Origin of the sequence: Lacinutrix sp. Bg11-31, from assembly GCF_002831665.1 — a bacterium.
GTDB lineage: Bacteria > Bacteroidota > Bacteroidia > Flavobacteriales > Flavobacteriaceae > Lacinutrix.
The window spans coordinates 2413112-2439369 of record NZ_CP025118.1 but is presented as its reverse complement, the minus strand read 5'-3'; the positions used below and the strand labels follow the sequence as shown (position 1 = coordinate 2439369).

The 26258-nt window shown below is 32.0% G+C and carries 27 protein-coding genes; 14 read left to right on the top strand and 13 right to left on the bottom strand.

The features are described from left to right. Window positions 1-13 precede the first annotated feature (13 nt). Window positions 14-1240: a 2-oxoglutarate dehydrogenase complex dihydrolipoyllysine-residue succinyltransferase gene (gene odhB / locus CW733_RS11025; RefSeq protein ID WP_100997231.1), complete on the top strand. Its 1227-nt coding sequence runs from the start codon at window positions 14-16 to the stop codon at window positions 1238-1240. A gap of 55 nt (window positions 1241-1295) precedes the next feature. Here odhB and CW733_RS11020 read toward each other — a convergent pair whose 3' ends face one another. From CW733_RS11020 to CW733_RS11005, 3 genes are all read right to left on the bottom strand, one after another. Then, window positions 1296-1973: a response regulator transcription factor gene (locus CW733_RS11020; protein ID WP_100997230.1), complete on the bottom strand. Its 678-nt coding sequence runs from the start codon at window positions 1971-1973 to the stop codon at window positions 1296-1298. Further along, window positions 1966-2769 carry a sensor histidine kinase gene (locus CW733_RS11015; RefSeq protein WP_232730352.1) on the bottom strand — a complete coding sequence of 268 codons (804 nt, stop codon included), beginning with the start codon at window positions 2767-2769 and terminating at the stop codon, window positions 1966-1968. Before CW733_RS11015 ends, CW733_RS11020 begins: the two co-directional genes overlap by 8 nt. 617 nt (window positions 2770-3386) lie before the next feature. Then, window positions 3387-3833 carry a hypothetical protein gene (locus CW733_RS11005; protein WP_100997228.1) on the bottom strand — a complete coding sequence of 149 codons (447 nt, stop codon included), beginning with the start codon at window positions 3831-3833 and terminating at the stop codon, window positions 3387-3389. Between the two features lie 198 nt (window positions 3834-4031). On the opposite strand from CW733_RS11005, the gene CW733_RS11000 reads away from it, so the two are divergent. Both CW733_RS11000 and CW733_RS10995 read left to right on the top strand, forming a co-directional pair. Beyond that, complete coding sequence (locus CW733_RS11000; RefSeq protein WP_100997227.1) at window positions 4032-4559, top strand: phage tail protein; 528 nt, start codon at window positions 4032-4034, stop codon at window positions 4557-4559. Between the two features lie 70 nt (window positions 4560-4629). After that, window positions 4630-5430: a T9SS type A sorting domain-containing protein gene (locus tag CW733_RS10995; RefSeq protein ID WP_100997226.1), complete on the top strand. Its 801-nt coding sequence runs from the start codon at window positions 4630-4632 to the stop codon at window positions 5428-5430. 118 nt (window positions 5431-5548) lie between these two features. On the opposite strand, the gene CW733_RS10990 is transcribed toward CW733_RS10995, so the two are convergent. Both CW733_RS10990 and CW733_RS10985 read right to left on the bottom strand, forming a co-directional pair. After that, the gene (locus CW733_RS10990; RefSeq protein WP_100997225.1) at window positions 5549-6019 is read right to left on the bottom strand and encodes an Lrp/AsnC family transcriptional regulator; all 471 of its coding nucleotides are present in this window, start codon (window positions 6017-6019) and stop codon (window positions 5549-5551) included. 201 nt (window positions 6020-6220) lie between these two features. Further along, window positions 6221-7585, bottom strand: a complete 1365-nt coding sequence (locus CW733_RS10985) for a saccharopine dehydrogenase family protein (RefSeq protein ID WP_100997224.1) — start codon at window positions 7583-7585, stop codon at window positions 6221-6223. Window positions 7586-7668: 83 nt separating this feature from the next. On the opposite strand from CW733_RS10985, the gene CW733_RS10980 reads away from it, so the two are divergent. Both CW733_RS10980 and pckA read left to right on the top strand, forming a co-directional pair. Beyond that, a complete protein-coding gene (locus CW733_RS10980; protein ID WP_100997223.1) occupies window positions 7669-8058 on the top strand; it encodes a DUF423 domain-containing protein in 390 nt (129 codons plus the stop codon). A gap of 66 nt (window positions 8059-8124) precedes the next feature. Then, entirely contained in the window at window positions 8125-9747 is a 1623-nt protein-coding gene (gene pckA, locus CW733_RS10975; protein WP_100997222.1) for a phosphoenolpyruvate carboxykinase (ATP), read from the top strand. 84 nt (window positions 9748-9831) lie between these two features. Here the strand turns inward: pckA and CW733_RS10970 are convergent, their stop codons facing one another. After that, window positions 9832-10578 (bottom strand): uroporphyrinogen-III synthase, encoded by a 747-nt coding sequence (locus tag CW733_RS10970; protein ID WP_100997221.1) that lies wholly within the window; start codon window positions 10576-10578, stop codon window positions 9832-9834. A 26-nt stretch (window positions 10579-10604) separates the two neighbouring features. After that, the gene (locus tag CW733_RS10965; protein ID WP_100997220.1) at window positions 10605-11249 is read right to left on the bottom strand and encodes a DUF4271 domain-containing protein; all 645 of its coding nucleotides are present in this window, start codon (window positions 11247-11249) and stop codon (window positions 10605-10607) included. A 108-nt stretch (window positions 11250-11357) separates the two neighbouring features. Here CW733_RS10965 and CW733_RS10960 point away from each other — a divergent pair, with 108 nt between their 5' ends. Genes CW733_RS10960 through CW733_RS10950 form a run of 3 tightly spaced genes read left to right on the top strand, consistent with a single transcriptional unit; the run spans window position 11358 to window position 13885 of the window. Beyond that, on the top strand, window positions 11358-12080 hold the full coding sequence (locus tag CW733_RS10960) for a polyprenol monophosphomannose synthase (protein WP_100997219.1): 723 nt from the start codon (window positions 11358-11360) through the stop codon (window positions 12078-12080). 4 nt (window positions 12081-12084) lie between these two features. Next, a complete protein-coding gene (locus CW733_RS10955) occupies window positions 12085-13431 on the top strand; it encodes a dihydroorotase (protein ID WP_100997218.1) in 1347 nt (448 codons plus the stop codon). 7 nt (window positions 13432-13438) lie between these two features. Continuing rightward, window positions 13439-13885: a DUF4296 domain-containing protein gene (locus CW733_RS10950; RefSeq protein WP_100997217.1), complete on the top strand. Its 447-nt coding sequence runs from the start codon at window positions 13439-13441 to the stop codon at window positions 13883-13885. Window positions 13886-13910: 25 nt separating this feature from the next. Here the strand turns inward: CW733_RS10950 and CW733_RS10945 are convergent, their stop codons facing one another. Beyond that, on the bottom strand, window positions 13911-14918 hold the full coding sequence (locus CW733_RS10945) for an NAD-dependent epimerase/dehydratase family protein (protein ID WP_100997216.1): 1008 nt from the start codon (window positions 14916-14918) through the stop codon (window positions 13911-13913). A gap of 88 nt (window positions 14919-15006) precedes the next feature. Here CW733_RS10945 and tyrS point away from each other — a divergent pair, with 88 nt between their 5' ends. Next, on the top strand, window positions 15007-16317 hold the full coding sequence (gene tyrS, locus CW733_RS10940) for a tyrosine--tRNA ligase (protein WP_100997215.1): 1311 nt from the start codon (window positions 15007-15009) through the stop codon (window positions 16315-16317). Window positions 16318-16733: 416 nt separating this feature from the next. Here the strand turns inward: tyrS and CW733_RS10935 are convergent, their stop codons facing one another. The 4 genes from CW733_RS10935 to CW733_RS10920 all read right to left on the bottom strand — a co-directional run bounded on the left by CW733_RS10935 (window position 16734) and on the right by CW733_RS10920 (window position 21334). Next, a complete protein-coding gene (locus CW733_RS10935; RefSeq protein WP_100997214.1) occupies window positions 16734-17177 on the bottom strand; it encodes a YHS domain-containing (seleno)protein in 444 nt (147 codons plus the stop codon). A 146-nt stretch (window positions 17178-17323) separates the two neighbouring features. After that, a complete protein-coding gene (locus CW733_RS10930; protein WP_100997213.1) occupies window positions 17324-18304 on the bottom strand; it encodes an acyl transferase in 981 nt (326 codons plus the stop codon). 182 nt (window positions 18305-18486) lie between these two features. After that, window positions 18487-19398, bottom strand: a complete 912-nt coding sequence (locus CW733_RS10925) for a T9SS type A sorting domain-containing protein (protein WP_232730351.1) — start codon at window positions 19396-19398, stop codon at window positions 18487-18489. Between the two features lie 97 nt (window positions 19399-19495). Next, complete coding sequence (locus CW733_RS10920) at window positions 19496-21334, bottom strand: T9SS type A sorting domain-containing protein (protein WP_100997212.1); 1839 nt, start codon at window positions 21332-21334, stop codon at window positions 19496-19498. Window positions 21335-21567: 233 nt separating this feature from the next. Here CW733_RS10920 and CW733_RS10915 point away from each other — a divergent pair, with 233 nt between their 5' ends. Together CW733_RS10915 and CW733_RS10910 are read left to right on the top strand one after the other, a co-directional pair. Continuing rightward, complete coding sequence (locus CW733_RS10915; RefSeq protein ID WP_100997211.1) at window positions 21568-22251, top strand: response regulator transcription factor; 684 nt, start codon at window positions 21568-21570, stop codon at window positions 22249-22251. Then, window positions 22252-23289, top strand: coding sequence for a cell wall metabolism sensor histidine kinase WalK (locus CW733_RS10910; RefSeq protein WP_100997210.1), 1038 nt, complete (start codon window positions 22252-22254; stop codon window positions 23287-23289). Here CW733_RS10910 and CW733_RS10905 read toward each other — a convergent pair. Then, entirely contained in the window at window positions 23272-24321 is a 1050-nt protein-coding gene (locus CW733_RS10905) for a glycosyltransferase (RefSeq protein ID WP_100997209.1), read from the bottom strand. The genes CW733_RS10910 and CW733_RS10905 overlap by 18 nt on opposite strands. 176 nt (window positions 24322-24497) lie before the next feature. On the opposite strand from CW733_RS10905, the gene trmB reads away from it, so the two are divergent. The 3 genes from trmB (at window position 24498) to CW733_RS10890 (ending at window position 26232) form a co-directional block, all read left to right on the top strand. Further along, on the top strand, window positions 24498-25172 hold the full coding sequence (trmB, locus tag CW733_RS10900; protein ID WP_100997208.1) for a tRNA (guanosine(46)-N7)-methyltransferase TrmB: 675 nt from the start codon (window positions 24498-24500) through the stop codon (window positions 25170-25172). Between the two features lie 2 nt (window positions 25173-25174). Continuing rightward, a complete protein-coding gene (locus CW733_RS10895) occupies window positions 25175-25804 on the top strand; it encodes a LysE family transporter (RefSeq protein WP_100997207.1) in 630 nt (209 codons plus the stop codon). A 95-nt stretch (window positions 25805-25899) separates the two neighbouring features. Next, window positions 25900-26232: an MGMT family protein gene (locus tag CW733_RS10890; RefSeq protein ID WP_100997206.1), complete on the top strand. Its 333-nt coding sequence runs from the start codon at window positions 25900-25902 to the stop codon at window positions 26230-26232. Window positions 26233-26258 lie beyond the last annotated feature (26 nt).

Below are 26258 nucleotides of genomic sequence, written 5' to 3'. Positions count from 1 at the left end.
AAATTACATTACGATGATTTTAGAAATGAAAGTACCTTCGCCAGGCGAATCTATTACAGAAGTTGAAATAGCAGAATGGTTAGTTCAAGATGGTGATTATGTAGAAAAAGATCAAGCTATTGCAGAAGTAGATAGTGATAAAGCTACTTTAGAATTGCCAGCTGAAGCTAGCGGAACAATAACTTTAAAAGCTGAAGAAGGTGATGCTGTAGCAGTTGGAGCGGTTGTATGTTTAATAGATACAAGTGCTGCTAAGCCAGAAGGGGCTTCTGATGCGCCAAAAGCAGAAACTAAAACAGAAACTAAAGAAGAAGCACCAAAAGCAGCTGTTGAAGCAACAAAAGCGACTGAGACTAAAACCTATGCAACAGGCACAGCAAGTCCTGCAGCAAAAAAGATTTTAGCAGAAAAAGGAATGGACGCAAGTACAATTTCTGGTTCTGGAAAAGCTGGACGTGTAACTAAAGACGATGCTGTAAATGCTGTGCCTTCTATGGGAACTCCAACAGGAGGAAATCGTGGGTCTTCAAATTCTAAAATGTCTATGTTACGTCGTAAAGTAGCAGAGCGTCTAGTGGAAGCAAAAAACACAACAGCAATGCTAACTACTTTTAATGAAGTAGATATGTCTCCAATATTCGCGCTTAGAAAAGAATATAAAGAAACGTTTAAAGCAAAACATGGTGTTGGTTTAGGGTTTATGTCTTTCTTTTCTTTAGCTATTGTTCGTGCATTACAAATGTATCCAGCAGTTAATTCTATGATAGATGGTAAAGAAATGAAAACTTTCGATTTTGTAGATATTAGTATTGCAGTTTCTGGACCAAAAGGTTTAATGGTTCCTGTAATTAGAAATGCAGAAAATTTAACGTTTAGAGGTGTAGAATCAGAAGTAAAACGTTTAGCACTTAGAGCTAGAGATGGTCAAATTACTGTAGATGAAATGACAGGTGGAACATTTACTATTACCAATGGAGGTGTGTTTGGTAGTATGTTATCTACTCCAATTATTAATCCACCACAAAGTGGTATTTTAGGAATGCATAACATTATTGAAAGACCAATTGCACTAAATGGAGAAGTTGTAATTCATCCTATGATGTATGTTGCTTTATCTTACGATCATAGAATTATTGATGGAAAAGAAAGTGTAGGTTTCTTAGTCGCTGTTAAAGAAGCATTAGAAAACCCAATAGAGTTATTAATGAATAATGATATAAAGAAAGCTTTAGAGCTTTAGTAATACAATTTTATATAAGTAAAAAAACTCCTCTAATTAGAGGAGTTTTTTGTTTTTAGAAGCTGTCGTTCTCTAAAGAGACCATTTTGTTTTTTAAAGCATAAATCACTAATCCGGCAACATTTTTGGCTTCAGTTTTTAAAAGTAAATTGTTGCGATGGCCTTCTACTGTTCTTGGGCTTATAAAAAGTTTTTCACCAATATCTGTAGTTGTAAGTTGTTTGCAAATTAGTTCTAATACTTCAATTTCACGCTTAGTAAAGTAGTTCGCATCGAACGTCGATTTGGTTTTTTTATCTTTAGGATTTGTAATGCTTTCATGTACGTATTTCATTACTCGTTCATCATAATGGAATCCTTTTTTAGAAACTTCTTCTATAGTGTTTATCATAAGTGCAGGAGTGCTGTTTTTTGCTAAATAGGCAACAGCTCCAATAGATATCATATTTAAAATAAAAGGTTTGCTAAAATAACTGGTTAATGCTATAACCTTGATTTCAGGAAATTCTTTTTGAATGATCTTAGTAACTTCAACACCATTTAAACCTGGCATTTTAAGATCTGTTACTACTATCTCAGGTAGTTTTTTTGCATCACGTAATTGCTGTATTAAATGCTCACCATCTTTAGCGTCAAAAAGAATGTTTATATGTTCTTCGTTTCCTAAGATAGCTTTTAGACCTTGAAGGAATAGAAGCTCATCGTCTGCTAATACTATATTTATTTTATTCATGGTATTTACATTTTATAATAAAAAGACTACCATTGTTTTTAGTGCTTTCTATTTTTAGTACTCCATTTAAAATTTTTATACGACTCTTAATGTTTTGCAGCCCTATTCCAGATTCCTTATCAATTTCAGATACAATAAAGCCAATCCCATTATCTTGATATCGTATTTTAAAGCCTGTAACGTTTTCTTCCATATAGATAGCTAATTCCTCGGCTTTTCCATGTCGTATAGAATTGTTCATTAATTCCTGAATAATTCTAAATACATGTAATTGATTAGTTCTAGATAATTGAGTTAAGTTTTCTATATTATGCTCGATTTCCAATGTGGTATTCGCAGAAAAATCATCAAATAATTCTTCTAATGCAACCTTAAGTCCAAACTCATCTAAAATTGGCGGCATTAAGTCATGTGCGATTTTTCGTGAACTTTCAAGTGTGGTTGATGTTATTTCTAATATCTGACTTAATGAAGCTTTTTGTTTTTCATTTAAAGATTTGTCAGCCAAAAGCACGTTAGTAGATAGGCTAACAATATTAAGTTTTGAACTAATAGCATCGTGTAAATCTTGAGCAATGCGCTTACGTTCGGTTTCTTGAATAGCAATTGATGTTTGTAATATTTTATGTTGATTTTCAAGTTTTAACGCAGATTTTTCTAATTCTTTTTGAACTATTTTTTGTCTTGAATAATGAAAAAACAGAATTAGTCCAGTAGTTGTTAAAACTAAGAAAATGATGCCATAGACTAAAGCTTGAATTACTAATTTTTCGTTTTCCATAAGCTCTTTTTCCATTCTATTAAAATTAGTATTAAATAGCCAACATAAAACACTTTGTTTAAAAACCAGACATTAATTGACAACTCTCTATCTATTGTAATAATAAGATTGCCTAATATAAAAATAAGTGCGCTTACAGATAAGTATATTAAAACGGCAGAATTTATATACATATACTTTCCTGGTTTTCCCAATGAATTATACAAGTGAATAATTGAATAGATCACTAAGGGAAAGGAGGTTAATAGGATTTCTAATAAATTAAATTTTATAAATAATGATGAATTATTAAAATATTGAATACTTAGTGTTAAAGCAACCAATACAAAAATTACATTAACCCAATTTTTTTGTTTTTTTGTGAATAAGCATTTATAATAGAGAGACAAAAAAACAAATTGAAAAATAAAATAAAAATGAGATAAGAATAAATTGTTTTTTATTCCAAAAAATTCGACAATAATTATACTTAAGCTTAAAACACTAAATGTTAAAATTAGATAAATAGCAAAGTACTTAAGAGTCCTGTTTCTTTTGTTTGAAAAGCAGCTATATGTGTATAATATGGTGTTAATTAAAAGTAATAATACTCCAATGTTTTTAAATATCTCATCAATTAATTTCATTTAAATTTATGGGTTAAATAATGGGCTGTTTGGGTCGCAATTGTTAGGACAAGGTGCTGTGAAATCATAAACACCACTTCCACCATTTAATTTGGTTACAGCAATTTCAACTTTTCTGTCTTTGCATCCAGACGATTTTTCATCATGAACAATATCTCTATGTATGCCATTACAGTCTTTTATTGTTCCTACAAGTAGTAGTTTTTCGGTTTGTGGTGTTGCTGGTGTTCCATCTGGTCTTTTAATAGCCATATATGCACGAACGCCAGTATCTGTATCGTCATTTAATGTGTATTTACCAGACCCATCATTTACCAGTATATTCATTTCTTCTAAACAGGCAATTAAATCGTTAGATGGTATTAAAAAGGCTTTAGCATGAGTTGCGTTTTCATCTTGCCATTTTTTTGCATATGTAATCGCATAATTAAAATCAATTTGTTTTGCTTTCATAGTTTTTAAATTTTAATAGATTAATAGATTTTAAAGTTACTGAATTTAATGACACCAATAAAGGAGTGTTTAAAAATCGGGTATTTCTACCTGATTTTATTTTTAAGTAAATTTACGCTGCTAAAGCCTGTGTTAAAACATTATTTTTGAGATAGTTATTAATCTATTAATCTATTAATCTATTAAAATTTAAAAATTATGGAACAGTTTATTGCACAAATTATGATGTTTGGTGGAAATTTTGCACCACGAGGTTGGGCGCTTTGCGACGGGCAATTATTGGCAATCTCTCAATACCAGGCATTATTTTCGCTTTTGGGAACTAGTTATGGTGGTGATGGTAGAACCACATTTGGTTTGCCAGATTTAAGAGGCAGAGTGCCAGTTCATGCTGGTGATGGCCCAGGGTTGCCTTCTGCAAGATTAGGCCAAAAAGGAGGAGAGGCAGCGGTAACACTTAATGTTAATCAAATACCAGCACATAACCATAGCGCAGCTATACAAGCAGTTAGCCCGCTTCCAAGAGGCGGAGTTACTGTAACAAACCCAGCAAGTGCTTATAATGCTGAAGGCGGAGTTTACGCAATGGGAAAAAATGCGACAATGGCATCAGATAGCGTTTCTGTTGGACAAACTGGAGGTAATCAAGGGCATGATAATATGCAGCCTTATCAAGTTGTAAATTATATAATTGCTTTAGATGGTATATTTCCATCAAGAAGCTAATTAAAAATTTAATCAAAGGCAAAAGGAGTATAATCCTTGCCTTTGGTTTTAAATATTAAAACTTATTATTATGAAAAAAAATTACATTACAATAACATTATTTTCTTGTTTTTTAATTTTGAGTAGTTTGATTTTAGAGGCTCAAAATATAAATTTCACTATTGATACTGCAGTAGATAATGGAGTTAGTATTACTGAAACACTTACGGTAGGACCTGACACTTATGTATTGCAAATTGATGTTGCTGGTACAGGAGCTGAAACTATTGTACCTTTATCTGGAACTGATTTAATATTTTATTTAGGTAGCACAACTCCTGCAAATACATTTATTATAACACTTACAAAAAATGGTAATCCTACAAATTTTAAATTAAACGGAATGGATTATGATACGTTGGAAGATGGATTTATTTCACTTGTAAACCAAGATGATTTAGTGATTTCATCAAATCAAGAGTATTTAGTTGGTGCAGGTGCAGTTAATATTGACAATGCAACAAATGCTTCAAATATTACTGCATTTAAAATACTTCAACCAGATGTGAATGATAATACCGATTTTGCATTTCACAATATTGAGCTAGATGTTCTTGATACATTAGGTGTAGAAGCGTTTTTGTCGTTAGATAATCAAGTTGCTATTTATCCAAACCCATCTAATGGAAACATAACTATTAAAAATTCTGGTGCAACTTTAAATGAAGTTACCGTTACAGACATTAACGGTCGAACAATTGAGGCCATTAATTTAAATGGAATAACAACCGATAAAAACTTAGATTTAAGTTCAAAATTATCTTCAGGGTTATATTTTGTTTCTATTGTCTCTGAAACAGGCACAATCACTAAAAAGTTAATTATTGAATAAATAATTAACTTTTAAAATAGAAAGCTCCTAAATTATTTTAGGGGCTTTTTTTGCTAGTTTGAGTATTTCCATTTTTATAGGCTTTGAAGCTTTGGAGGTAACAGAAAACTTTTACATCTTATATCTTAATCTGTCTATCAATTTGTTGGTTTAAAGAAATAAAAGTTTCTGTTCTCGATACACCTTCTATAGATTGAATGTCTTTATTTAAAACATGCATAAGGTGTTCATTGTCTTTACAGAGAATTTTAATAAAAATACTCCAGTTTCCTGTGGTATAATGGCACTCTAAAACTTCGGGTATTTTTTTTAGCTGTTTTACAGCTTCGGGATTACTCATTGCTTTGTCTAGATAGACACCAATATACGCCATAGTAGTATAGCCTAGTACTTTTGGGTTTATAATAAACTTTGAGCCTGCTATTAATCCAGATTTTTCTAACTTTTTTAAACGTTGGTGTATTGCAGCTCCAGAAATACCAACTTGTCTCGCAATTTCTAGAATAGATGTTCTGGCATCTTCCATTAAAGCACGAAGTATCTTTTTATCGATACCATCTATATGTATGTTTTGATTTATAACTTTCAAGTGGTTATTATGTTTTTAGTTTAAAACATAAAAGTACTAAAATAGTATGAAACTGAAACTTTAATTTAAAACGATGCTAAGGTAAGTGCGTTAAGGATAGAAGTGGCATCCTTTTTTTGCTGCCATATATGGCAAAAAAAGATATAACGTAGAGCCTGACCAAGACAATGCCCTTAGGCTTGCCTTGGTAACGCCCAAATATTATACGTGTAAAGGATTGTAACCTAAATAGGGCACTTTTTTCTCTTTAAAAATGATGCCATAATCTTCTAGTTCTTCTAAAATTGGCTCGTAAACTTCTTTGTTTATTGGTCTTAAAACACCAGGAGTTGTAATTTTCTTGTTAAGTATTGCCATTGCAGCCATGGCTACTGGTAAGCCAACTGTTTTTGCCATTGCAGTGTAGGTTTGGTCCTCTCCTAAAGTCACCATTGTTGAGTCTATTTGGTGTTTTTTACCGTTTAACTCGTAACCAAATTTATGGTACATTACAATCATGTCTTTATCTGTAGGGTCTAGTGTCCAGCTATCCATTAATATTTTTTGCAATATTTGTGCTGGTGTTGCTTTTTTAAGCGTTACCATTTTTGTTGGGCTGAAAATATCTAACTCTTCTAGTTTATCCCAAACAATATCATCTTGGTCAATTTTTAGTGCGTGTCTAAATTTAATTTCTACAGAATCTGTTGGACTGTATGGTAGAAAAGAGTTGACGAAATCACGATAACTCATGTTTTCGCTATCGTCTATTGTGTAGCTGTCGTCTGTTAGGCCAAGTGCCGCGAATATATTCCAAGCACGACTAAAACCAACTTTTCTTATAGTTCCACGATATAATGTTTTAACATCGTCGATACCATAAATACTTTGGTATTTTAATGAATCCCTATTAGCGTAGGCTTCAAAACGGCCAAAACCATCGACTTCTAAAAATTCTGTACGTCTAAATAAACGGTTGTATGGTATGTATTTGTAGGTGCCTTCTTGTAAGAATTTTGCAGCACTACCTTGTCCTGCAAGGACTACATTTCTTGGGTTCCAAGTAAATTTGTAGTTCCATAAATTATTATCACTTTCTGGTGCAACTAATCCTCCTGTAAAAGATTCGAACAAAATTAGTTTTCCACCTTCGGCTTCAATTCTGTCAATTACTTGCATGGCACTCATGTGGTCGATTCCTGGATCTACTCCAATTTCGTTCATAAATACTAAACCTTTTTCTTTTGCTTGTGCATCTAAAGCTTGCATTTCGTCGCTAACGTAAGAAGCTGTTACCATGTTTTTATTGTAGGTAATACAGTCTTTTGCAACTTCAATATGAAAACGTGCTGGTAGCATAGAGATAACCATATCTGCTGCTTTTACAGCTTCAAGTCTAGATTTCGCGTTAAATACATCTAAAGCAATTGCAGTTGCATTTTTATGATTATTTGTAAGCTTTGATGCATTTGCTATGTCTAAATCACCAACAGTTATATGAAGGTTTTCAGTTTCAGACTTGTCTAAAAGATATTTTATTAAATAAGATGCAGATTTTCCTGAACCAATAACTAAAATGTTTCTCATATTAAGAATTGTTAAGTAATTTTGTGTTTAAAATGCGAATGTAATAAATGCTATCGTTATTTAAACTCAAATAATAAAGATATATGAACAAAAAGATGTTAATTTTAGCTTCAATTTTTGGCCTGTTGGCTGTAATAATAGGTGCGTTTGCAGCTCATGGTTTAAGGCCAAAAATTTCTGCAACGTCATTACAATCCTTCGAAACTGGGGTGAGATACCAAATGTATCACGCATTTTTGCTTCTTTTTATTGGGAATATGGAAGTTGTTAACAGAAGAAATAAAAAAATAATTTATTATTTAGTACTATTTGGTGTGCTTCTTTTTTCGGGCTCAATTTATGCTTTAGCAACGAATAGCCTTACTGGTTTTGACTTTAAATCTATTGGTTTTATTACACCTTTAGGAGGGTTGTTGCTTATTTTGGCATGGCTAGTATTGTTAATAAACTTTGCAAAAGCAAGTAAGAATTAATGCTTATTTGTACTAATATCTTATAATAAAGTGTAGTTTTGTAGTCTAATAACAATAATCTAAATTATGGTAAACCATACACAATCTACGAAAACGATTTCGTTAGAACAATACGGTATTAAGAACGCTAATGTTCGATACCAATTATCTCCTAAAGAATTACAAGAAACAACAATTGAGAAAGGACAAGGTGTGCAATCATCTTCTGGAGCTTTAGCTGTTAATACAGGTGAGTTTACAGGGCGTTCTCCAATGGATCGTTTTATTGTAAAAGACGATATTACAAAAGATCGCGTTTGGTGGGGAAATATAAATATTCCTTTTGATTCAGATAAGTTTGATGCCCTTTATAATAAGGTTGCAGATTATCTTTCTGAAAAAGAAGTGTTTGTAAGAGATAGTTATGCCTGTGCAGATGAAAATTACAAATTGAATATTCGTGTAATTAATGAGTATCCTTGGAGTAACATGTTTGCTTATAATATGTTTTTACGTCCAACTGAAGCAGAGTTAAAAAACTTCTCTCCAGAATGGACAGTAGTAAACGCTCCTGGTTTTATGGCTAATCCTGAAGAGGATGGAACACGCCAACATAACTTTGCAATTTTAAATTTCGAAAAGAAAATTGCGCTTATTGGTGGAACGGGTTATACTGGTGAAATTAAAAAAGGTATTTTTTCGGCTTTAAATTTTATTCTTCCTGTATTTAAAAATACGTTACCAATGCACTGTAGTGCAAATGTTGGTAAAGAAGGAGATACATCTATTTTCTTTGGTTTATCTGGAACTGGAAAAACAACTTTGTCTACAGATCCTGACAGAAGTTTAATTGGTGACGATGAACACGGTTGGACTGCCGAAAACACAGTTTTTAACTTTGAAGGTGGTTGTTACGCTAAAGTAATAAACCTATCTCAAGAACAAGAACCAGAAATTTTTGGAGCAATAAAAGAAGGAGCTATTCTTGAAAATGTTAAAATGAATGCTAAAGGTGAAGTAGATTTTGAAGATACTTCAATTACTCAAAATACAAGAGTAAGTTATCCAATTCATCATATTGAAAATATTAGAGTACCATCAACAGGTGAAAACCCTAAAAATATCTTCTTTTTAACAGCAGATGCTTTTGGTGTATTGCCTCCAATTTCAAAATTAACACCAGGTCAAGCTGCTTACCATTTTATTTCTGGTTACACTGCTAAAGTAGCAGGAACAGAAGCTGGTATTACAGAGCCTGTACCAAGCTTTTCGGCATGTTTTGGTGCGCCATTTATGCCATTACATCCTACAAAGTACGCAGAGATGTTAAGTCGTAAAATGCAGGAAGCTGGTGTAACTGTTTGGTTAGTAAACACTGGTTGGACTGGTGGACCTTACGGTATTGGTAGTAGAATGAAATTAAAGTATACACGTGCAATGATTACTGCTGCTATGGATGGTTCTTTAGAAGAAGCAAACAAAGGAAATTACCATACACATTCTATTTTTAAAGTAGAACAACCAAGAACTTGTCCTAATGTACCAACATCTGTTTTAAGTCCAAGACAAACATGGAATAATGATGAAGGTTATTATGCAACTGCAGATAAATTAGCACGTTCGTTTAAAGAGAATTTTAAACAGTTTGAAGACAATGCTAATGATGCTATTTTAGCTGGTGCTCCAAATGTTAAATCAGAAACACTTTAGAATTTAACCAAAATATACATCATAAAAAAGGCTTCTCAATCGAGAAGCCTTTTTTATGATGTATATTTATTAAGGTAAAAGACTTTATTTTTTATTTACAATTGTAATGTACTTCTTTAAAGCCATTGTCATAGAAGGAGTCTCTGGAGTTGGAGCAGCAATATCTACTCTTAACCCTTTTGCTTCTACTGCTTTTATAGTAGTGTTTCCAAACACCGCAATTCTAGTATCTTTTTGTTCGAAATCTGGGAAATTATGAAATAAAGAATCTATACCACTTGGGCTAAAGAATACTAATATATCATAAGTTACATTTTCTAAATCAGACAAATCGCTAATTACAGTTTTGTAAAAAACAGCTTCTTTCCATTTTACACCTAAAGCATTTAAAACTTCAGGAACTTCTGCTTTAAGCTTATCTGCAGCAGGAAGTAGAAAATTTTCGTCTTTATACTTTTTAATTAAAGGAGAAAGCTCTGTAAATGTACGTTTACCAACATAAATTTTACGTTTTCGATACACTACATATTTTTGAAGGTAGTAAGCTACAGCTTCAGACTGGCAGAAATACTTCATACTGTCTGGTACTTTAAAACGCATTTCTTCGGCTACTCTAAAAAAGTGATCGACTGCATTTCTACTTGTTAATATTATTGCGGTAAACTTACTAAGATCAATTTTTTGTTGTCTAATTTCTTTAGAAGGAACGCCTTCAACATGAATAAAAGGACGAAAATCTATTTTAACTTTCTGTCTTTCAGACAAATCGAAATATGGCGAATTTTCAATTTTAGGTTCTGGTTGGGATACTAAAATGGTTTTCACTTTCATATTCTAATAGCTTTTTTAAGACCTTATTATAGTGTATATATCTTATACAAAACTAGATAAGGTGAAATTTCAAGTGCGCAAAGATACAAAATAAAATATAGCCAATTCTTTTTTATAGTTTTAAGATTATCTTTTATAAATATTAGAATACCATAAACATTAATTAATATTAAAAGTATTATAAAGACAGAAGTGCTAATTCGTGTAGGATACCAAGAATATATTAAAATAGCATTTATAGGGATTAATAGTAGACCTAAGAAATTTTTATAACTTACTTTTTGAAAAATGTAGTTATCGATTATAGAGTCCATATTAAGAATACTACTCACTAAACGCTCTAATAATATTTTAATAAGTATTAGCATACCAATACCAAAGGCTAGTTTAGGAGGTGTTAAGTATTCGGCTTCAGGTATGCTTATGCTTAGATTAAAGCATAATAAAATAAAAACAGACAATCCTATAATAAGGTTTGTAAATAGTAAGCCTTCGAACACATCAATAAATTTTTGTTCTCGCGAATACACTTTTAAATATCTAAAGTTTATTAACAACATTAGGAAATCTTGAAAGCGCTTTGGAAACAAAAGTTTAGCGATTGCAACAAGAACAAGACAAATTATTAGTGAAATGGTATAAAGCTCGGTTGAAAGTACTTCTCTTAGCATGCTGTAAAATTATTATAAAATTCTTAAGAAGACGCATCATTTATTAAGAAATTTTTATAAAAAACTAATTGCCAAATATGTACATTTGCCATAAATTAAAAGCTATTAATGCAAGACGCTGTTGTAATTATACCAACTTATAATGAAATTGAAAACATTGAGGCAATTGTCGATGCTGTTTTTAGTCAAGAAAAAACGTTTCATATTCTGGTGGTAGACGATAATTCTCCAGATGGTACAGCAGACAAAGTTAGGGAGCTTCAGCAAAGATATCCTGAGTCTTTATTTTTAGAAGTTAGAAAGGAAAAATCGGGCTTAGGTACTGCATATATTCATGGTTTTAAATGGTGCCTAGAAAGAAAGTATGAGTATGTTTTTGAAATGGACGCTGATTTCTCTCACAATCCCAAAGATCTAATAAGGCTTTACAATGCATGCCACAAAAAAGGAGCTGCTTTAAGCATTGGCTCACGTTATGTGAAAGGTATTAATGTTGTTAATTGGCCTTTAAGCCGAATTATATTATCTTATGGAGCCTCTATTTATGTGAAAATTATTACTGGAATGCGCATAAAAGATAGTACAGCAGGTTTTATTTGTTATCATAGGAGTGTATTAGAAAGTATTAATTTTGATAATATTAAGTTTATAGGTTACGCATTTCAAATTGAAATGAAGTTTAAAGCCTACTTAAAGCATTTTAAAATTGTAGAAGTACCAGTGATTTTTACAGATAGAACAAAAGGAGAATCTAAATTAAGTACTGGTATTATTTCTGAAGCTGTTTTTGGAGTAATCTCAATGAAATTTAAAAGTTTATTCAATAAATAAAATAATGAGCGATAAAATAACACTTATTAAAAATGCCAAGATTGTAAATGAAGGCACTATTTTTAATGGAGACATATTAATTGAAGGTGAATTTATTACTAAAATTGATACATCTATAAGTGCAAAATCTTCAAATGTAAATGTATTTGATGCCGAAGGGAAGTACGTTATTCCTGGAATGATAGACGATCAAGTGCATTTTAGAGAACCAGGTTTAACGCATAAAGCAAATATAGAAACGGAGTCTCGTGCAGCAATTGCTGGTGGTATTACATCGTTTATCGAAATGCCAAACACCAATCCACAGACTACAACCATAGAAAAGCTTAACGATAAGTTTGCGATAGCAAAAGAAACCTCTTTTGCTAATTACTCTTTTATGTTTGGTGGAACTAACGATAACCTTGAAGAGATTTTAAAAGTCGATCCAAAACAAGTTGCTGGATTAAAATTATTTTTAGGTTCTTCTACAGGAAACATGTTGGTTGATAATCCTGAGGTTTTAGAAAAAATATTTAAAAGTACAGATTTGTTAATTTCTGTTCATTGTGAAGATGAAGCAACAATTAGAGCAAATACAGAAGTGTATAAAGAACGTTATGGTGATGATATCCCTGTTAACTTTCATCCAATAATTAGAAGTGAAGAAGCTTGTTATTTATCGTCTTCAAAAGCTATTGAATTAGCAAAGAAAACTGGAGCAAGATTACATGTGTTTCATGTGTCGACAGGAAAAGAAACAGAATTGTTTAGTAACAAAATTCCGTTAAAAGATAAAAAAATCACTGCCGAAGTTTGTATTCATCATCTTTGGTTTAGCGATAAAGATTACGACGAAAAAGGAACATTAATTAAATGGAATCCTGCAGTTAAAACCGAAAAAGATAGAGAGCAATTACTAAAAGCATTGCTAGACGATAGGATAGATGTAATTGCAACAGATCACGCACCACACACTCTTGAAGAAAAAAACAATGTGTATACTAAAGCGCCTTCTGGAGGACCATTAGTACAACATGCTTTACCTGCTTTGTTAGAAATGCATCATCGTGGACAAATTTCTATTGAGAAAATTGTGGAAAAAACAGCACATAATCCTGCTATTTTATTTAACGTAGAAAAACGTGGGTACGTTAAAGAAGGTTACTATGCAGATTTGGTTATTGTAGATTTAAACAATCCATGGACAGTTACAAAAGATAATATTTTATACAAATGCGGTTGGTCTCCTTTTGAAGGCACAACTTTTAAATCTCGTATTTCTCACACGTTTGTAAATGGTGGATTGGCTTATAAAAACTTCAAGTTTTACGATACTAAATACGCTAAACAATTAACATTCGATAGATAATATTTTCATGAAGCTAAAACACCTTTCATTTTTATTATTGTTTTTAACATTAAGCTCTTGTTATAATGTTGTAAAACCAAATAAACCAAATAATCTTATTTCTGAAGACAATATGGTTAATGTATTGGTTGATATGGCTATTATGTCATCGGCTAAAGGTGTTAATAAAAGTAGGCTAGAGAAAAATGGTATTGTTCCAGACGAATACATCTACAAAAAAAATAGTATAGACAGTTTAACTTTTGCAGAAAGTAACGCCTATTATGCTTTCGATATTAAAAAGTACGATGTAATTTACAAACGAGTAAAAGATAGTTTAACTGTTATTAGAGATAAATACAAGGCTATCGATACAAAAGAGAAAGAAGAAAAAAAGATTAAAGATTCTATTAAAAAAGCTAATGTAAATATAGACAAGGGTATAAATACTAATCCTAAATCTAAAAAAAAGTAATTAATCCAATTGCTTTAACTAAGAATTAGTTTTCTTTTAAATAAAGTTTACAAACTTCTTTTATTTCTGTTTCTAAATTAGAGTATTCAAAATCTACATGCGCTTTAATTTTATCACCATTAAATAGAGATTCCGATACTAAAGAGTCTGCAAGTTGTCTTGTTAAAACTCTTCTTTTTCCTGTAACTTTATGTTTTAACCAATCCAGTCTCCAGCCTATTTGCAATAACCAACTTTCGGCCTCTTTTTTAGGTGGTTTTACAGCTAAAGCGTCTGCACAAATTGTCAATAGTTTTTTATAACTCCAATTATTGGATACTATAATAAAACGCTCATTTTTAACATCGCTTTGCATGAGTAAGAATAGTGTGTTTACAACATCGCTTACAGCTACACAACCTACACTGCCCTTAGTGTAATACTTTAAACCATTAGCTACAGTTTTAATAATAGAGCCACTTCCATAATTCCAAATACCAGGACCAATAATAACACCAGGATTAACAATTACAGCATCTAAACCTTCTTGAGTACTTCGCCAAACTTCTAGTTCTGCACCATATTTAGTAATAGCATATACACTATTATCCGCTTCAGGATTCCATTCTGTATCTTCTGTAGTTGCAACGCCAGGTTTTGGTTCGCCAATGGCAGCAATAGAACTTATGTAACACAATTTAATAACATTAAAAGCAATAGAGAGGTTAACAATGTTTGCAGTGCCTTCTACATTTGTTTTCAATAACAAATCGAATTTATCGGGCTCGAAAGATACGAATGCAGCACAATGGTAAACGTGTGTAATGTCTTTAAAAGCTTCAGTTAAAGCTGGAATATCATTTAAATCTGCTTCAACCCAATCTATAGTATTAAAAAGTGTTTCAGCATCATTGGTATAATAGGAGAAAATACGTTTTACGGTATCAAATTTTTTTTCATTTCTATAAATAGCACGAACGGCTTGCTTTTCCTCTAATAATTTAAAAAGCAAATGCGCACCTACAAATCCGGTTCCTCCTGTAACTAAAATCATAATTCGAAGGTAATAAATATTCAATATTGTAAGTTAATTATATAGCTATTTTTATATTTGCTATTCAATACACAAAATCAAGCATAAAATGGCTAATACATTTGTAGAAGAATTACGTTGGAGAGGTATGTTACACGACATCATGCCAGGAACAGAAGAGCAGTTAAATAAGGAGATGACAACGGCTTATATTGGCTTCGATCCTACTAGCGATTCGCTTCATATTGGTAGTTTAGTGCCAATTATTTTATTAGTACATCTAGAAAAAGCAGGACACAAACCTGTTGCTTTGGTTGGTGGTGCTACAGGAATGATAGGTGATCCTTCTGGGAAAAGCGATGAACGTAATTTATTAGACGAAGTAGCTTTGGCACATAATGTAGCCGGAATTAAAAGCGTTTTATCTCGATTTTTAGATTTTAACTCTTCTAATAAAAATGCTCCAGTTTTAGTAAATAACTACGATTGGATGAAAGATTTTAGCTTTATCGATTTTGCTCGAGACGTTGGTAAGCGTATTACAGTAAATTACATGATGGCTAAAGACTCGGTTAAAAAACGTTTATCTGGAGAAGAAGGCAACGTTGGAATGAGTTTTACAGAATTCACATACCAATTAATTCAAGGTTACGATTTTCATCATTTATATAAAACAATGGGTTGTAAACTTCAAATGGGAGGAAGCGACCAATGGGGAAATATAACTACAGGAACAGAATTAGTAAGACGAATGCACGATGGTGATGATCAGGCAAAAGCGTATGCCATGACGTGTCCATTAATTACAAAAGCAGACGGTTCTAAATTTGGTAAGAGTGAAGGTGGCAATATTTGGTTAGATACAGATAAAACATCGGTTTACAAGTTCTACCAATTTTGGTTGAATACATCAGATGATGATGCTGCTAAGTATATTAAAATATTCACATTTTTAGATAAAGCAACAATAGAAACTTTAATTGCAGAACATAGGGAAACGCCACATTTACGTTTATTACAAAAGCGTTTAGCTAAAGAAGTTACTACGTTTGTACATTCTGAAGACGATTTTTTAAATGCTGAAAAAGCCTCTGGAATTTTATTTAGTAAAACCTTTAATGAAGACATACGCACACTAGACGAAAACTTGTTTTTAGATGTTTTTGAAGGTGTATCTCAAGCCGAAGTTACTAAAGCAGATTTAGAAGAAGGACTAGATATGATTGCTGCTTTAGCAGATAAAACTAACTTTTTAAAGAGTAATAGCGAAGCACGAAGAGCGCTTAAAGAAAACGCTGTGTCTGTAAATAAAGACAAAGTAAAAGAAGATTATAAAATTACTGCTCAAGATTTAATACACGATAAGTACGTAGTATTAAACAAAGGGAAGAAGAATACTTATATTTTAAAAGTGGTTTAAAACCTAATACTTTTAAGCCTACAGGCCTCACAAGTTTTTTAAACCTGTGAGGTTTTTTTATTTTAAACCAGTCTAATATGTTTGTCTATTTTCAGCGCAAGTTTCAAAATTTAGAAATAGAATTAATTAGTTTAATTAATCAGCTCTCCTCTTTTTTAAAAGAGGAGAATAAATTTATCTTTTCCTTAAAAAATATAAAGAAAGAGGAGTTAAATTAGGCCTATCTACTTAAAAAGTTACAAACCAAATTTAAAACTAGTCCTCCTAAATAATTTCAATCCACTTTTAAGGCTTTAAAAATTAAAATATTAAACACAAAAAAAGCCCGAATGCAAAGCTGCAATCGGACTTATAAAAATTAGTTAACCAACTAAAAACTAATTTTTCTTTCTCATAACTATTAAACAATCAATAAATCAATGTTTTTTACCAATAGTCTTCCAACTTTGGTCGGCTTTTTTTATTAAACCTTTCACATCTTTTCCTAACCACGACTTTAAAGTGTTATTTCCCCAAGAATTATAGAATAAATAAAGCTTGTTATCTCTAATCTCAAAAGTTTCTGGATCTATAGAAACCTTCTTATTGTACTCTGCAACTGCATAAGCGCAGTAGCCACCATATTGTGGCACGTATTTATTAGGGTTTGCTGTAAACGTATCTAAATGTGCTTGAGATGTAAATTTATATTTAGCACCATCGTAAGTGGTGGTAAAATCTTTATGTCCTTCTATAGCTTTATTTTCGAAATAAGAAACCACATCGTAACCTTCGGCTACAAAACCTTTTTTGGTATTGTAATCTGTTTGCGCTTGGCTTGTTATTATTCCGAAGAAAAAAAAGTATAGTATATATTTCATGCGATTTTTATTATGGTTTTTTATGGTCACATGCTGTTCGCTATTACTGTTTTTTTTAGCGATAAAGTTTTTGCAGCTCGTTTCATATCACGTTTGTCGGAATATATACGAAGAATTTACAAAGGCGGTTTTGTTTTTAGCAATTTTTATAAAACCATAAGGTTGCAGCCTCTAATATCGCTAGTATCAAAACGTCCAATAACCTCAAAAGAGCCATCGTTATTTACTCGACCTAAATCTTGTGTTGCAATAAAAGAGCAAGAGTTAATGTTTGCAAGATCGATAACATTAATACCACCAGTTTTACCACTGTTTTGTATTGTTAAAGCATCTTCCGTATCACGTGTTATAATACGCATCCAATTTGGGTAGTTAAAAACACCATTACCTTTAGAATAGCCTTGACTTAAAAGCTCGGTCATGCCATATTCGCTATGTATCGCGTTTACGCCAAAACCAGATTTTAAAATACTGTGCAGTTCTTCTCTAACTAATTCTTTACGTCTACCTTTCATGCCTCCAGTTTCCATTATAATGGTATTGTTGAGGTTAAAAGCATAGGTTTCTACTAAATCTAGCAATGCGAATGATACACCAATAAGCAACACCTTTTTACCTTCGCTATCCAAACGTTTTAAGGTTTCGCTTAAAGCGGAAAGATTATCCAAGTAAAACCCACTTTCTGGGTGGTTAGAGTCTTTAATCAAACTATCTACCATATAGATAAGAGACGAGCCTTCGCGCTCTAGATAACTAGGTAACAATGCCAATACAACATAATCCTTAATGTCGCCGTAAAACGCATTAAAACCATAGTTAAAGCTGTCTTCGTAGATAGAAACATCTGTAATATAATGCTTGCTAGTTACGCTACCTGTAGTGCCACTACTAGCGAATGTTTTTGCTATGTTGTTTTTAGAACTTAATATGTGATGCGACTTAAAAAACTGAATAGGTAAAAACGGTATGGCTTCTACTGTTTTTATATCGCTTGGGTTTTTGTAGAGTAAATCGCAAAAGGAACGATAGACAGGATTGTTTTCAAACTGAAACTTAAAAACTTGTAAAGCCATAGTGTTAAACCCGGCTTCGGTTTTAATGTTGAAAATTTGCTTTGGGTCTATCATTATTAAATGCTATAGTAGTTTACTATAGCACAAAAGTAGTAAATTAAGGTGGTGATTTTAAAGATCTCGTTGTTAAAACGAGATAAGTTCTATTTGCTGTTTTTTATAAAAAATAGAATTTCACTTAAATAAAAAGAGCGTTACCAATGGCAACGCTCTTTTTAAAAGTATAAAAAATGTAATTACTTAATCACTAATTTTTTAGTAGTTGTAGCTCCATTCTGGCTTAATTTTAAAATGTAAACACCAGCATTTAAATTAGAAACATTTAAACGGTCAGACTTTAAAACAGTATTAATAACTTGTTTTCCTAAAACATTGTAAACAGAAACAGTTGTTGTAGCATTGTTACTTGTTTTTATGTTTACAAAACCATTAGATACAGGATTTGGGTAAATTTTAAAATTAGTAACTTCTAAATTATTTTGGTTAGATAAAGTGGCGTCGTCAAATACTGTTGATACTCTAACATTATCTATAGTTATAGTTTCATCACTACTAGAATTTGACTGTCTAAAAGCAATAGCATCTATAGATGTGGCAATGCCAGATCCTCCTGAGATTGATGTGCTAGATACGTTTACAGGATCAACCCATAATAGAACAGCTGAAGTAGCGAAATTATATTCTATAACTATTTTGTAAGTAGTGTTAAAAGTTAAATCTGAAGGCCAAGTAGAGGTTGCGGTAGAGGAAAATGCTGATATACCAACTGAAAAATCACCAGACCCAGTAGGAGGAACAATATCTGTTCTAGCAGCAAAAGTACCTGTATTAAAATGCGCAAAATATTCACTATCAGTACCCGAAATAGGAGCTGTATCTGTTACGGAAAGATCGAAAGCAAAAAAAATGCTACCAGAATTTACTGCTGTAAAAGTTTTATTAACATCTTCTCTACCTCCACTTCCATGAGACATTACTAATTTACCAGAAGAAATATTTATAGGGTTAGATCCTGCTCCGCTATGTGATGCCCAACCACCATTAGGTACAAGATTGCCATCTGAATAGCTAAAAGCATCTGTTAAAATTGTTTGCCCGTAAGTAAAAGAGCAAATAATAGTAAATAATAAAAAGTAAATTTTTTTCATAGTAATTGTTTTTTTTTAGTTGTGTCCCACAAATATATGTATAAAAAAAGGCTGATAAAAAAATTATCAGCCTTTTAACAATTACTTAATATTGGAGTTATTTAATTACTAATTTCTTAGTAGTTGTAGCTCCATTTTGGTTTAGTTTTAAAATATATACACCAGCGTTTAAACTAGAAACATTTAAAACAGTGTTGTTTACTGTTTGTGATAATACTGTTTTTCCTAAAATATTAAAAACAGTTACCTTAATAGCTTCGTTAGCCGTTGTAGTAATGTTTACAAAACCTGTATTTGTAGGGTTTGGGTATACTGCGAAGTTTGCTTTAGCTTCAAAAGAAGTTGTACTTAACGTTAAATCTGTAAGCGTACGTGCTGTAACTTGTGGCGCACCACTAAATTCACCAACTAAAACAACGATGTCTCCAGATGCTGTTGGTATTGCTTGCCCAATGTAATCTGCTTCACTAAAGTTAGTTCTAAATACCATAGAAGCACCATCGTTAATTGTGTAATCTGTAGCGTTAACAAAACTTCCTGTTTCTGTAAATGTAGCACCTACTATTTTTACTAATTCAGATTGGTAATCTGCATAGTCTGTTAATAAAGTTGCAATAGTAACTACTTCTGGAGTAACTGCTGTACTAGCTACTAAAGTAGCATCTGCAGAAGGATTAAATTGTAAAACACCATTAAATATAGATACTCCACCTGTAAGACCGCTCATTCCATCTGCTTCAGCAAATGTAGTTGCAATATTACCAGGAACATCGTCAATTAAAACACCTGCAGAGGCATCTTGAATGTACTTTTGGTTTCTACTTGTTCTTGTGTAAGTTACTACAGGTACACTTTGTAATAAGTATGTTCCTCCAGTTCCGTTTAAATCAACATCTGCTCTTAATGCAGCAATATCTGCAACAGTTGTTAAAGAACCTACAGAGAAATTTACAGTAACATTAACTGCAGGAGTAATAGGTGTATTACTATTATCTACTAATTCCATAAAAATAGTGTAAGACTCACCATCTGCAACCATTATAGCTTGGTCTGCTGTGTCATATTTAAACTCGTCAAAAGTACCACCTGGTGTTGTTAATATTTGGTGTATGTGTCCATCACCTGTTCCGTTAGCTACCATAAAGTTTTGCACAGTTGTAGTTACATCTACAGATGTAGTTCCAGGTGCATACTCAGTTCCATTTACTGGCGCGGTAATACTAAGAGAAGGCGTTGTAGAGTTATTCATGATGTCATTCCAGTTCTCGGCAACACGAACACCATCTATAGCTACGCTAGGAATATTACTTGATTGACGAAATGCAATTGCGTTAATAGCGGTTCCTGTGTTTCCTGTGTTTGTAGCTTCTGGAGCTGCTGGCTCAGTTACTGCAGCAGCAGATAATACGTGTAAATTAGAAACTCCAGTAGCAATCTCGTAAGAGAAAACTAATAAGTATGTTGTGTTTAAGGAGTAAGGTGTAGTGCCGTAGGTTAATGTAGAACTACTTGTTCCTATTCCAAAAAGAATGTCTCCATTACCATCATCTTTTGCTCCAACTCTTGCTCTAAATCCACCAGAGTTAAAGTGGATGAAATAGTTTCCACTACCAACTGCACTTAAATTTATTAATGCACTTGCGTATACGGTTCCAGTTGAGATTTCTGGGAAAGCTCTGTTTATATCTTGTGAAGCTCCTGAAAAAGTAGCATGTCCACCAATTCCTGAAGAGGGATAACCAGTCATTGTTAAACTTGTTGGCGCTGCAACATAAGCAACTGGATCTGCAGATCCAGAATGCAGAACCCAAGCACCACCACTCATAGTAGTTAAATCTCCGGCAGTTGTTCCATAATCAAAATCTTCTGCCAAAATTTGAGCAAAAGATGCTGAACTTAGTAAAATCGATAATAATAAAAAGTAAATTTTTTTCATAATTGAATATTTATATTTATGCTACAAATATAAATATAATTTCTCGCTTAGCGCTAGTCTATAGGTGGTTATAGTTTGTAATTAACGATTAAATAACATAAAAACAAGATAACTTGTTGAAATTGAAGCCTAAAGATTTTCAATGTTATTATAATGTTACTAATTTGTAATTTTTTAAGAAGTATTCTAATAGTTTTATCTTTGACACTAATAATATTTAATTAAATACTTCGATGAATAAAGAAGACATTAAAATACTACTTGTAGACGATGAGCCAGATATTCTAGAAATTGTTGGTTATAATTTATCGCAAGAAGGCTACCAAGTTTTTACAGCAAGTAATGGATTAGAAGGTGTTGCTAAGGCTAAAGCCGAAAAACCACAACTTATAGTGTTAGATGTTATGATGCCAGAAATGGATGGTATTGAAGCTTGCGAACTTATTAGAAAAGTACCAGAGTTAAAAAATACGATTATTACTTTCTTAACAGCTAGAGGAGAAGATTATTCGCAAGTAGCAGGTTTCGATGCTGGAGCAGACGATTATATTACCAAACCAATTAAACCAAAAGTGTTAGTTAGTAAAGTAAAAGCTTTATTAAGACGTTTAAAAACAGAAGATGCAAGTATTCCTGTTTTAAAAATTGGAGATATTATAATTAATAGAGAAGAGTATAAAGTATCTATTAAAGGAAGAGATATTATTTTACCAAGAAAAGAGTTCGAATTACTATCTTTATTAGCATCTAAACCAGGAAAGGTTTATAAAAGAGAAGATATACTTAATAAAGTTTGGGGAAACGATGTTGTTGTTGGAGGTAGAACTATAGATGTACACATTAGAAAACTTAGAGAAAAAATTGGAGATGCCTCTTTTAAAACCGTAAAAGGTGTTGGGTATAAGTTTGTAGAATAAATGGAAATGAAAAAGACCTATAAATTTGCTTTTAAAACGTCGTTGCACATTACTGCTGTATTAACGTTAGCTATGAGTATCTTTTTATATGCTTTTTATACTATAAATTGGTTTCATCTTTTATTATTTGCTTGTGTTTGTTACGGTTTAGCCTTTTCTGTAATTCAATATCGCGCTCAAAATTTTATTTATAAGCGTATTAATAAAATATACGAAGACCTTACACTTTTAGAGTCTACAACTTATAGAAAAAGACCTGTTACTACAGATATGGCAACACTTACTGCCGAGATAGATAGGTTTGCTAGAGATAAAAAAATTGAAATTGAAACGCTTAAAATTCGAGAAGAATACCGAAAAGAGTTTTTAGGAAATGTATCTCACGAATTAAAAACACCACTATTTACAGTGCAAGGTTATCTTGAAACACTAATTGATGGTGCTGCAGAAGATGAAAAAATAAGAGAAAAATACCTCGATAGGGCAAGCAAAGGCGTAGAAAGACTAGTCTATATTGTAAAAGATTTAGATATGATTACTAAACTTGAGGCTGGAGATGTTCGTATTCAAACAGAATCTTTTAATATTATTGAGTTAATAGAAAGTGTTTTCGATTTGTTTGAAATGAAAGCAGCAAAAAAGAAAATAACGCTCACTTTGGATAGGAGTTATTTAAAGCCTATTCTAGTAAAAGCAGACAAAGATAAAATACAACAAGTACTCACAAATTTAGTGGTAAACTCTATTAAATACGGTAAAGAAAAAGGGACTACAGAGATTAGTGTAGACAATCTTATTAAAAATAAAGTTATTGTTCGTGTTACAGATAATGGAGAAGGTGTAATAAAGGAGAATATTCCAAGATTGTTCGAACGTTTTTTTAGAGTAGATAAAAGTGGCTCTAGAAAAGAAGGTGGTTCTGGTTTAGGCTTAGCTATCGTAAAACATATAATCGAAGCACACGACGAAAAAATCTACATTGAAAGCGAATTTGGTGTTGGTAGCGAGTTTTCTTTTACACTAGAAAAGACTAAATAATACATCAAGATTTGGAGTGCTGTATTCCATATTTAATCCATTAAAAGTTTCTACTTTCTTTAATTCATTTAAATTAAAATCTTTTTGAGAGCAAGTAGGTGTAAGTTTTAAAGTGTTAAAACGTTTTGCCAAATATTCTTGTTCAAATTGTCCTGGTGTTGGTATAAAAAAAGCGTGCTTTCCTAATTTTGCTAAATCCATAACTGTAGTATAACCAGAACGACAGATTACAATATTGCTGCTGTTTATTGCTTTCTCTAAAGCTTCAGAAGTCATAAAATTATAAACAGTAAACTTTTTCGTTATATTTTTAGTTTGCTCAGTTTCAATTTTTCCTTTTACAAATAAAACAGAACCTTTATAATAGTGTAACTCCTTTATTAGTTTATTCTCTAATAAAGAGCGTTGTGGTTCTGGACCGGACAATAGTACCATGAGATCGTACTCCGTTTTAGCTTCCGTTTTATTAAGCCGGCTTAAAGGTCCTAAATACTTAATGTTTAGTTTTGTTTTTTTTGAAATATGCCCAAGTCGTCCACTTAAATTAGCTTCATTTTTAAAATCGGGAACCCAAATTTCTTTAAATTTTTTAAGCTGAAGCTGATTTAATTTCGAACTAAAATAAGTAGTGCTACCACTTAATACATTTAATTGGTGTGTAATAATTACAGACGGAACACTTTTACTATAAATACCAAAACGACAATCAGATATTATACCATCAATTTTATGATGGTTAATAATGCGTTTAATAATTTGTCTTTCGGCTTTAAGCGTTTTTAAAATATGTGGTAATTGCGTAAATAGTTTTAAATCTAAGTTCTTTCCCTTTTTTTGATATTGGATATTAAAAGCAGGTAATGTTATAGATTCTAGGTTTGGAAATTCTTTTTGAAGTAGCAACAAAGCATCACCATCACTCGCAATAATTGGAGTGAAATTACAATCTAAAAGCCAGTTAATTATAGGGATACATCTTGTAGCATGCCCAATTCCCCAATTTAGTGGAGCGACTAGAATTTTTTTCTTCATATTAAAAAACAAAGGTAATCATTATCATGCGCTTGGAAAATTAAGAATCTAAAAACACAAAATTTCAGCTTTTAACCTGCACGAAACAGGAAGCGAAGCAATACTTTTATTGCTCTATCTCTAAGGTAGTAGGTTTCAAAAAATTCTTTATTTTTACCAAAAATTAATTTAAAGCAGTGGGAAGTAAAAATAAGCTTAAGCGATTTAACGAAAACGAAACGTTCTCTAACGTATACCAACCTAAACGAGACGATTTAGTTGGTACAGATTACGAAATGAAAGGCCATTGGAACGAGAAACATTTTAAAAATAACAATCCGTTAATTTTAGAATTAGGCTGTGGAAAAGGAGAATACTCTGTAAATCTTGCCAAAAAATATCCAAACAAAAACTTTATAGGTGTAGATATTAAAGGTGCACGTTTTTGGAGAGGAGCAAAAACAGGAATCGAAGAAAATATTCCAAATGTTGCTTTTTTAAGAACACAAATAGAACTTATCGATCATGCATTTGCAGAAAATGAAGTCGATGAAATCTGGATTACCTTCCCAGACCCACAAATAAAATATAAGCGTACAAAACACAGAATGACAAATTCTGAGTTCTTAGAACGCTATAAAAAGATTTTAAAAGAAGATGGTATAATGAACCTAAAAACCGATAGCGAGTTTATGCACGGTTATACACTTGGGTTATTACATGGTGCAGGACACGAAGTCTTATATGCAAACCATAATGTATACAAACAAGAAGGAAGTCCAGAAGAAGTAACAAGCATTCAAACACACTACGAAAGCATCTATTTGGAACAAAACAAACCAATTACGTATATTAGATTCAAAATTAAATAAACTTGGAGATAACAATAACTTTTGGTATTGCGTTAATAGTAGCTTTGGTAGGTGTAATTCCGCCAGGATTGCTAAACATGACAGCTGCAAAAGTTAGTATAAAAGAAGGGCACACTAGAGGTTTAGTATTCTCTGTTGGTGTTTGTGTAATTGTTATTTTACAAACATTAATAGCGCTCATTTTTGCACGATATTTAAGCAACCATTCAAATGTTGTAGATATTATGCAACGTGTCGCTTTTGTGTTGTTTGTACTCATCACAGTTTACTTTTTAGTTGTCGCTAAAAAAACAGATAAGCCCAATGTCGAGTCTAATGTTAGAAGTAAAAAGAGTCGATTTTTTCAAGGTGTATTATTATCTGCTTTAAATGTATTTCCAATTCCATATCAAGCATATATGGCAATCAATTTTGTGTCTTTTAATTGGATTAAGTTAGATCCACTAGGCATAACAACTTATGTAGCTGGAGCTGCAACCGGAACTTTTGTAATGCTTTATATTTATGTTTTCTTTTTTGAAAAAATAAATAGTAAAAAAATAAAATCTCAAAAAGGCATGAACTATACTATTGGTATTATTACTGGAGTAATTTCAATAATTACTTTAGTAAATATTATTAAAGAGATGTAATCGATTTAGCGATTTTTTAAAGTAAATTTAAACAAAAAAAGGAATATTTAAAAGAATACATTACCTGACAATTTAAAAACAATAGCAATTACCAAATGAAGCCTGAAACTCTCAATTTCTTCCAGAAAGTGTATCAAGTCGCAAAACTAATTCCTTACGGAAGAGTAACAAGTTATGGAGCCATTGGTAATTATCTTGGAGCACCAAGAAGTGCAAGAATGGTTGGTTATGCAATGAATGGTTCTCACGAAAAAGACGTGCCAGCACATCGCGTTGTCAATAGAAAAGGATTGCTTACAGGAAAGCATCATTTCGATGGCACAAACTTAATGCAACAACTGTTAGAAAGTGAAGGTATTGTTGTTATCGAAAACCAAATTCAAGATTTAAAAACGGTGTATTGGGATCCCTCAAAAGAGTTGTTGTAGAGCAGGATTAACTATTGTTTTCTAAT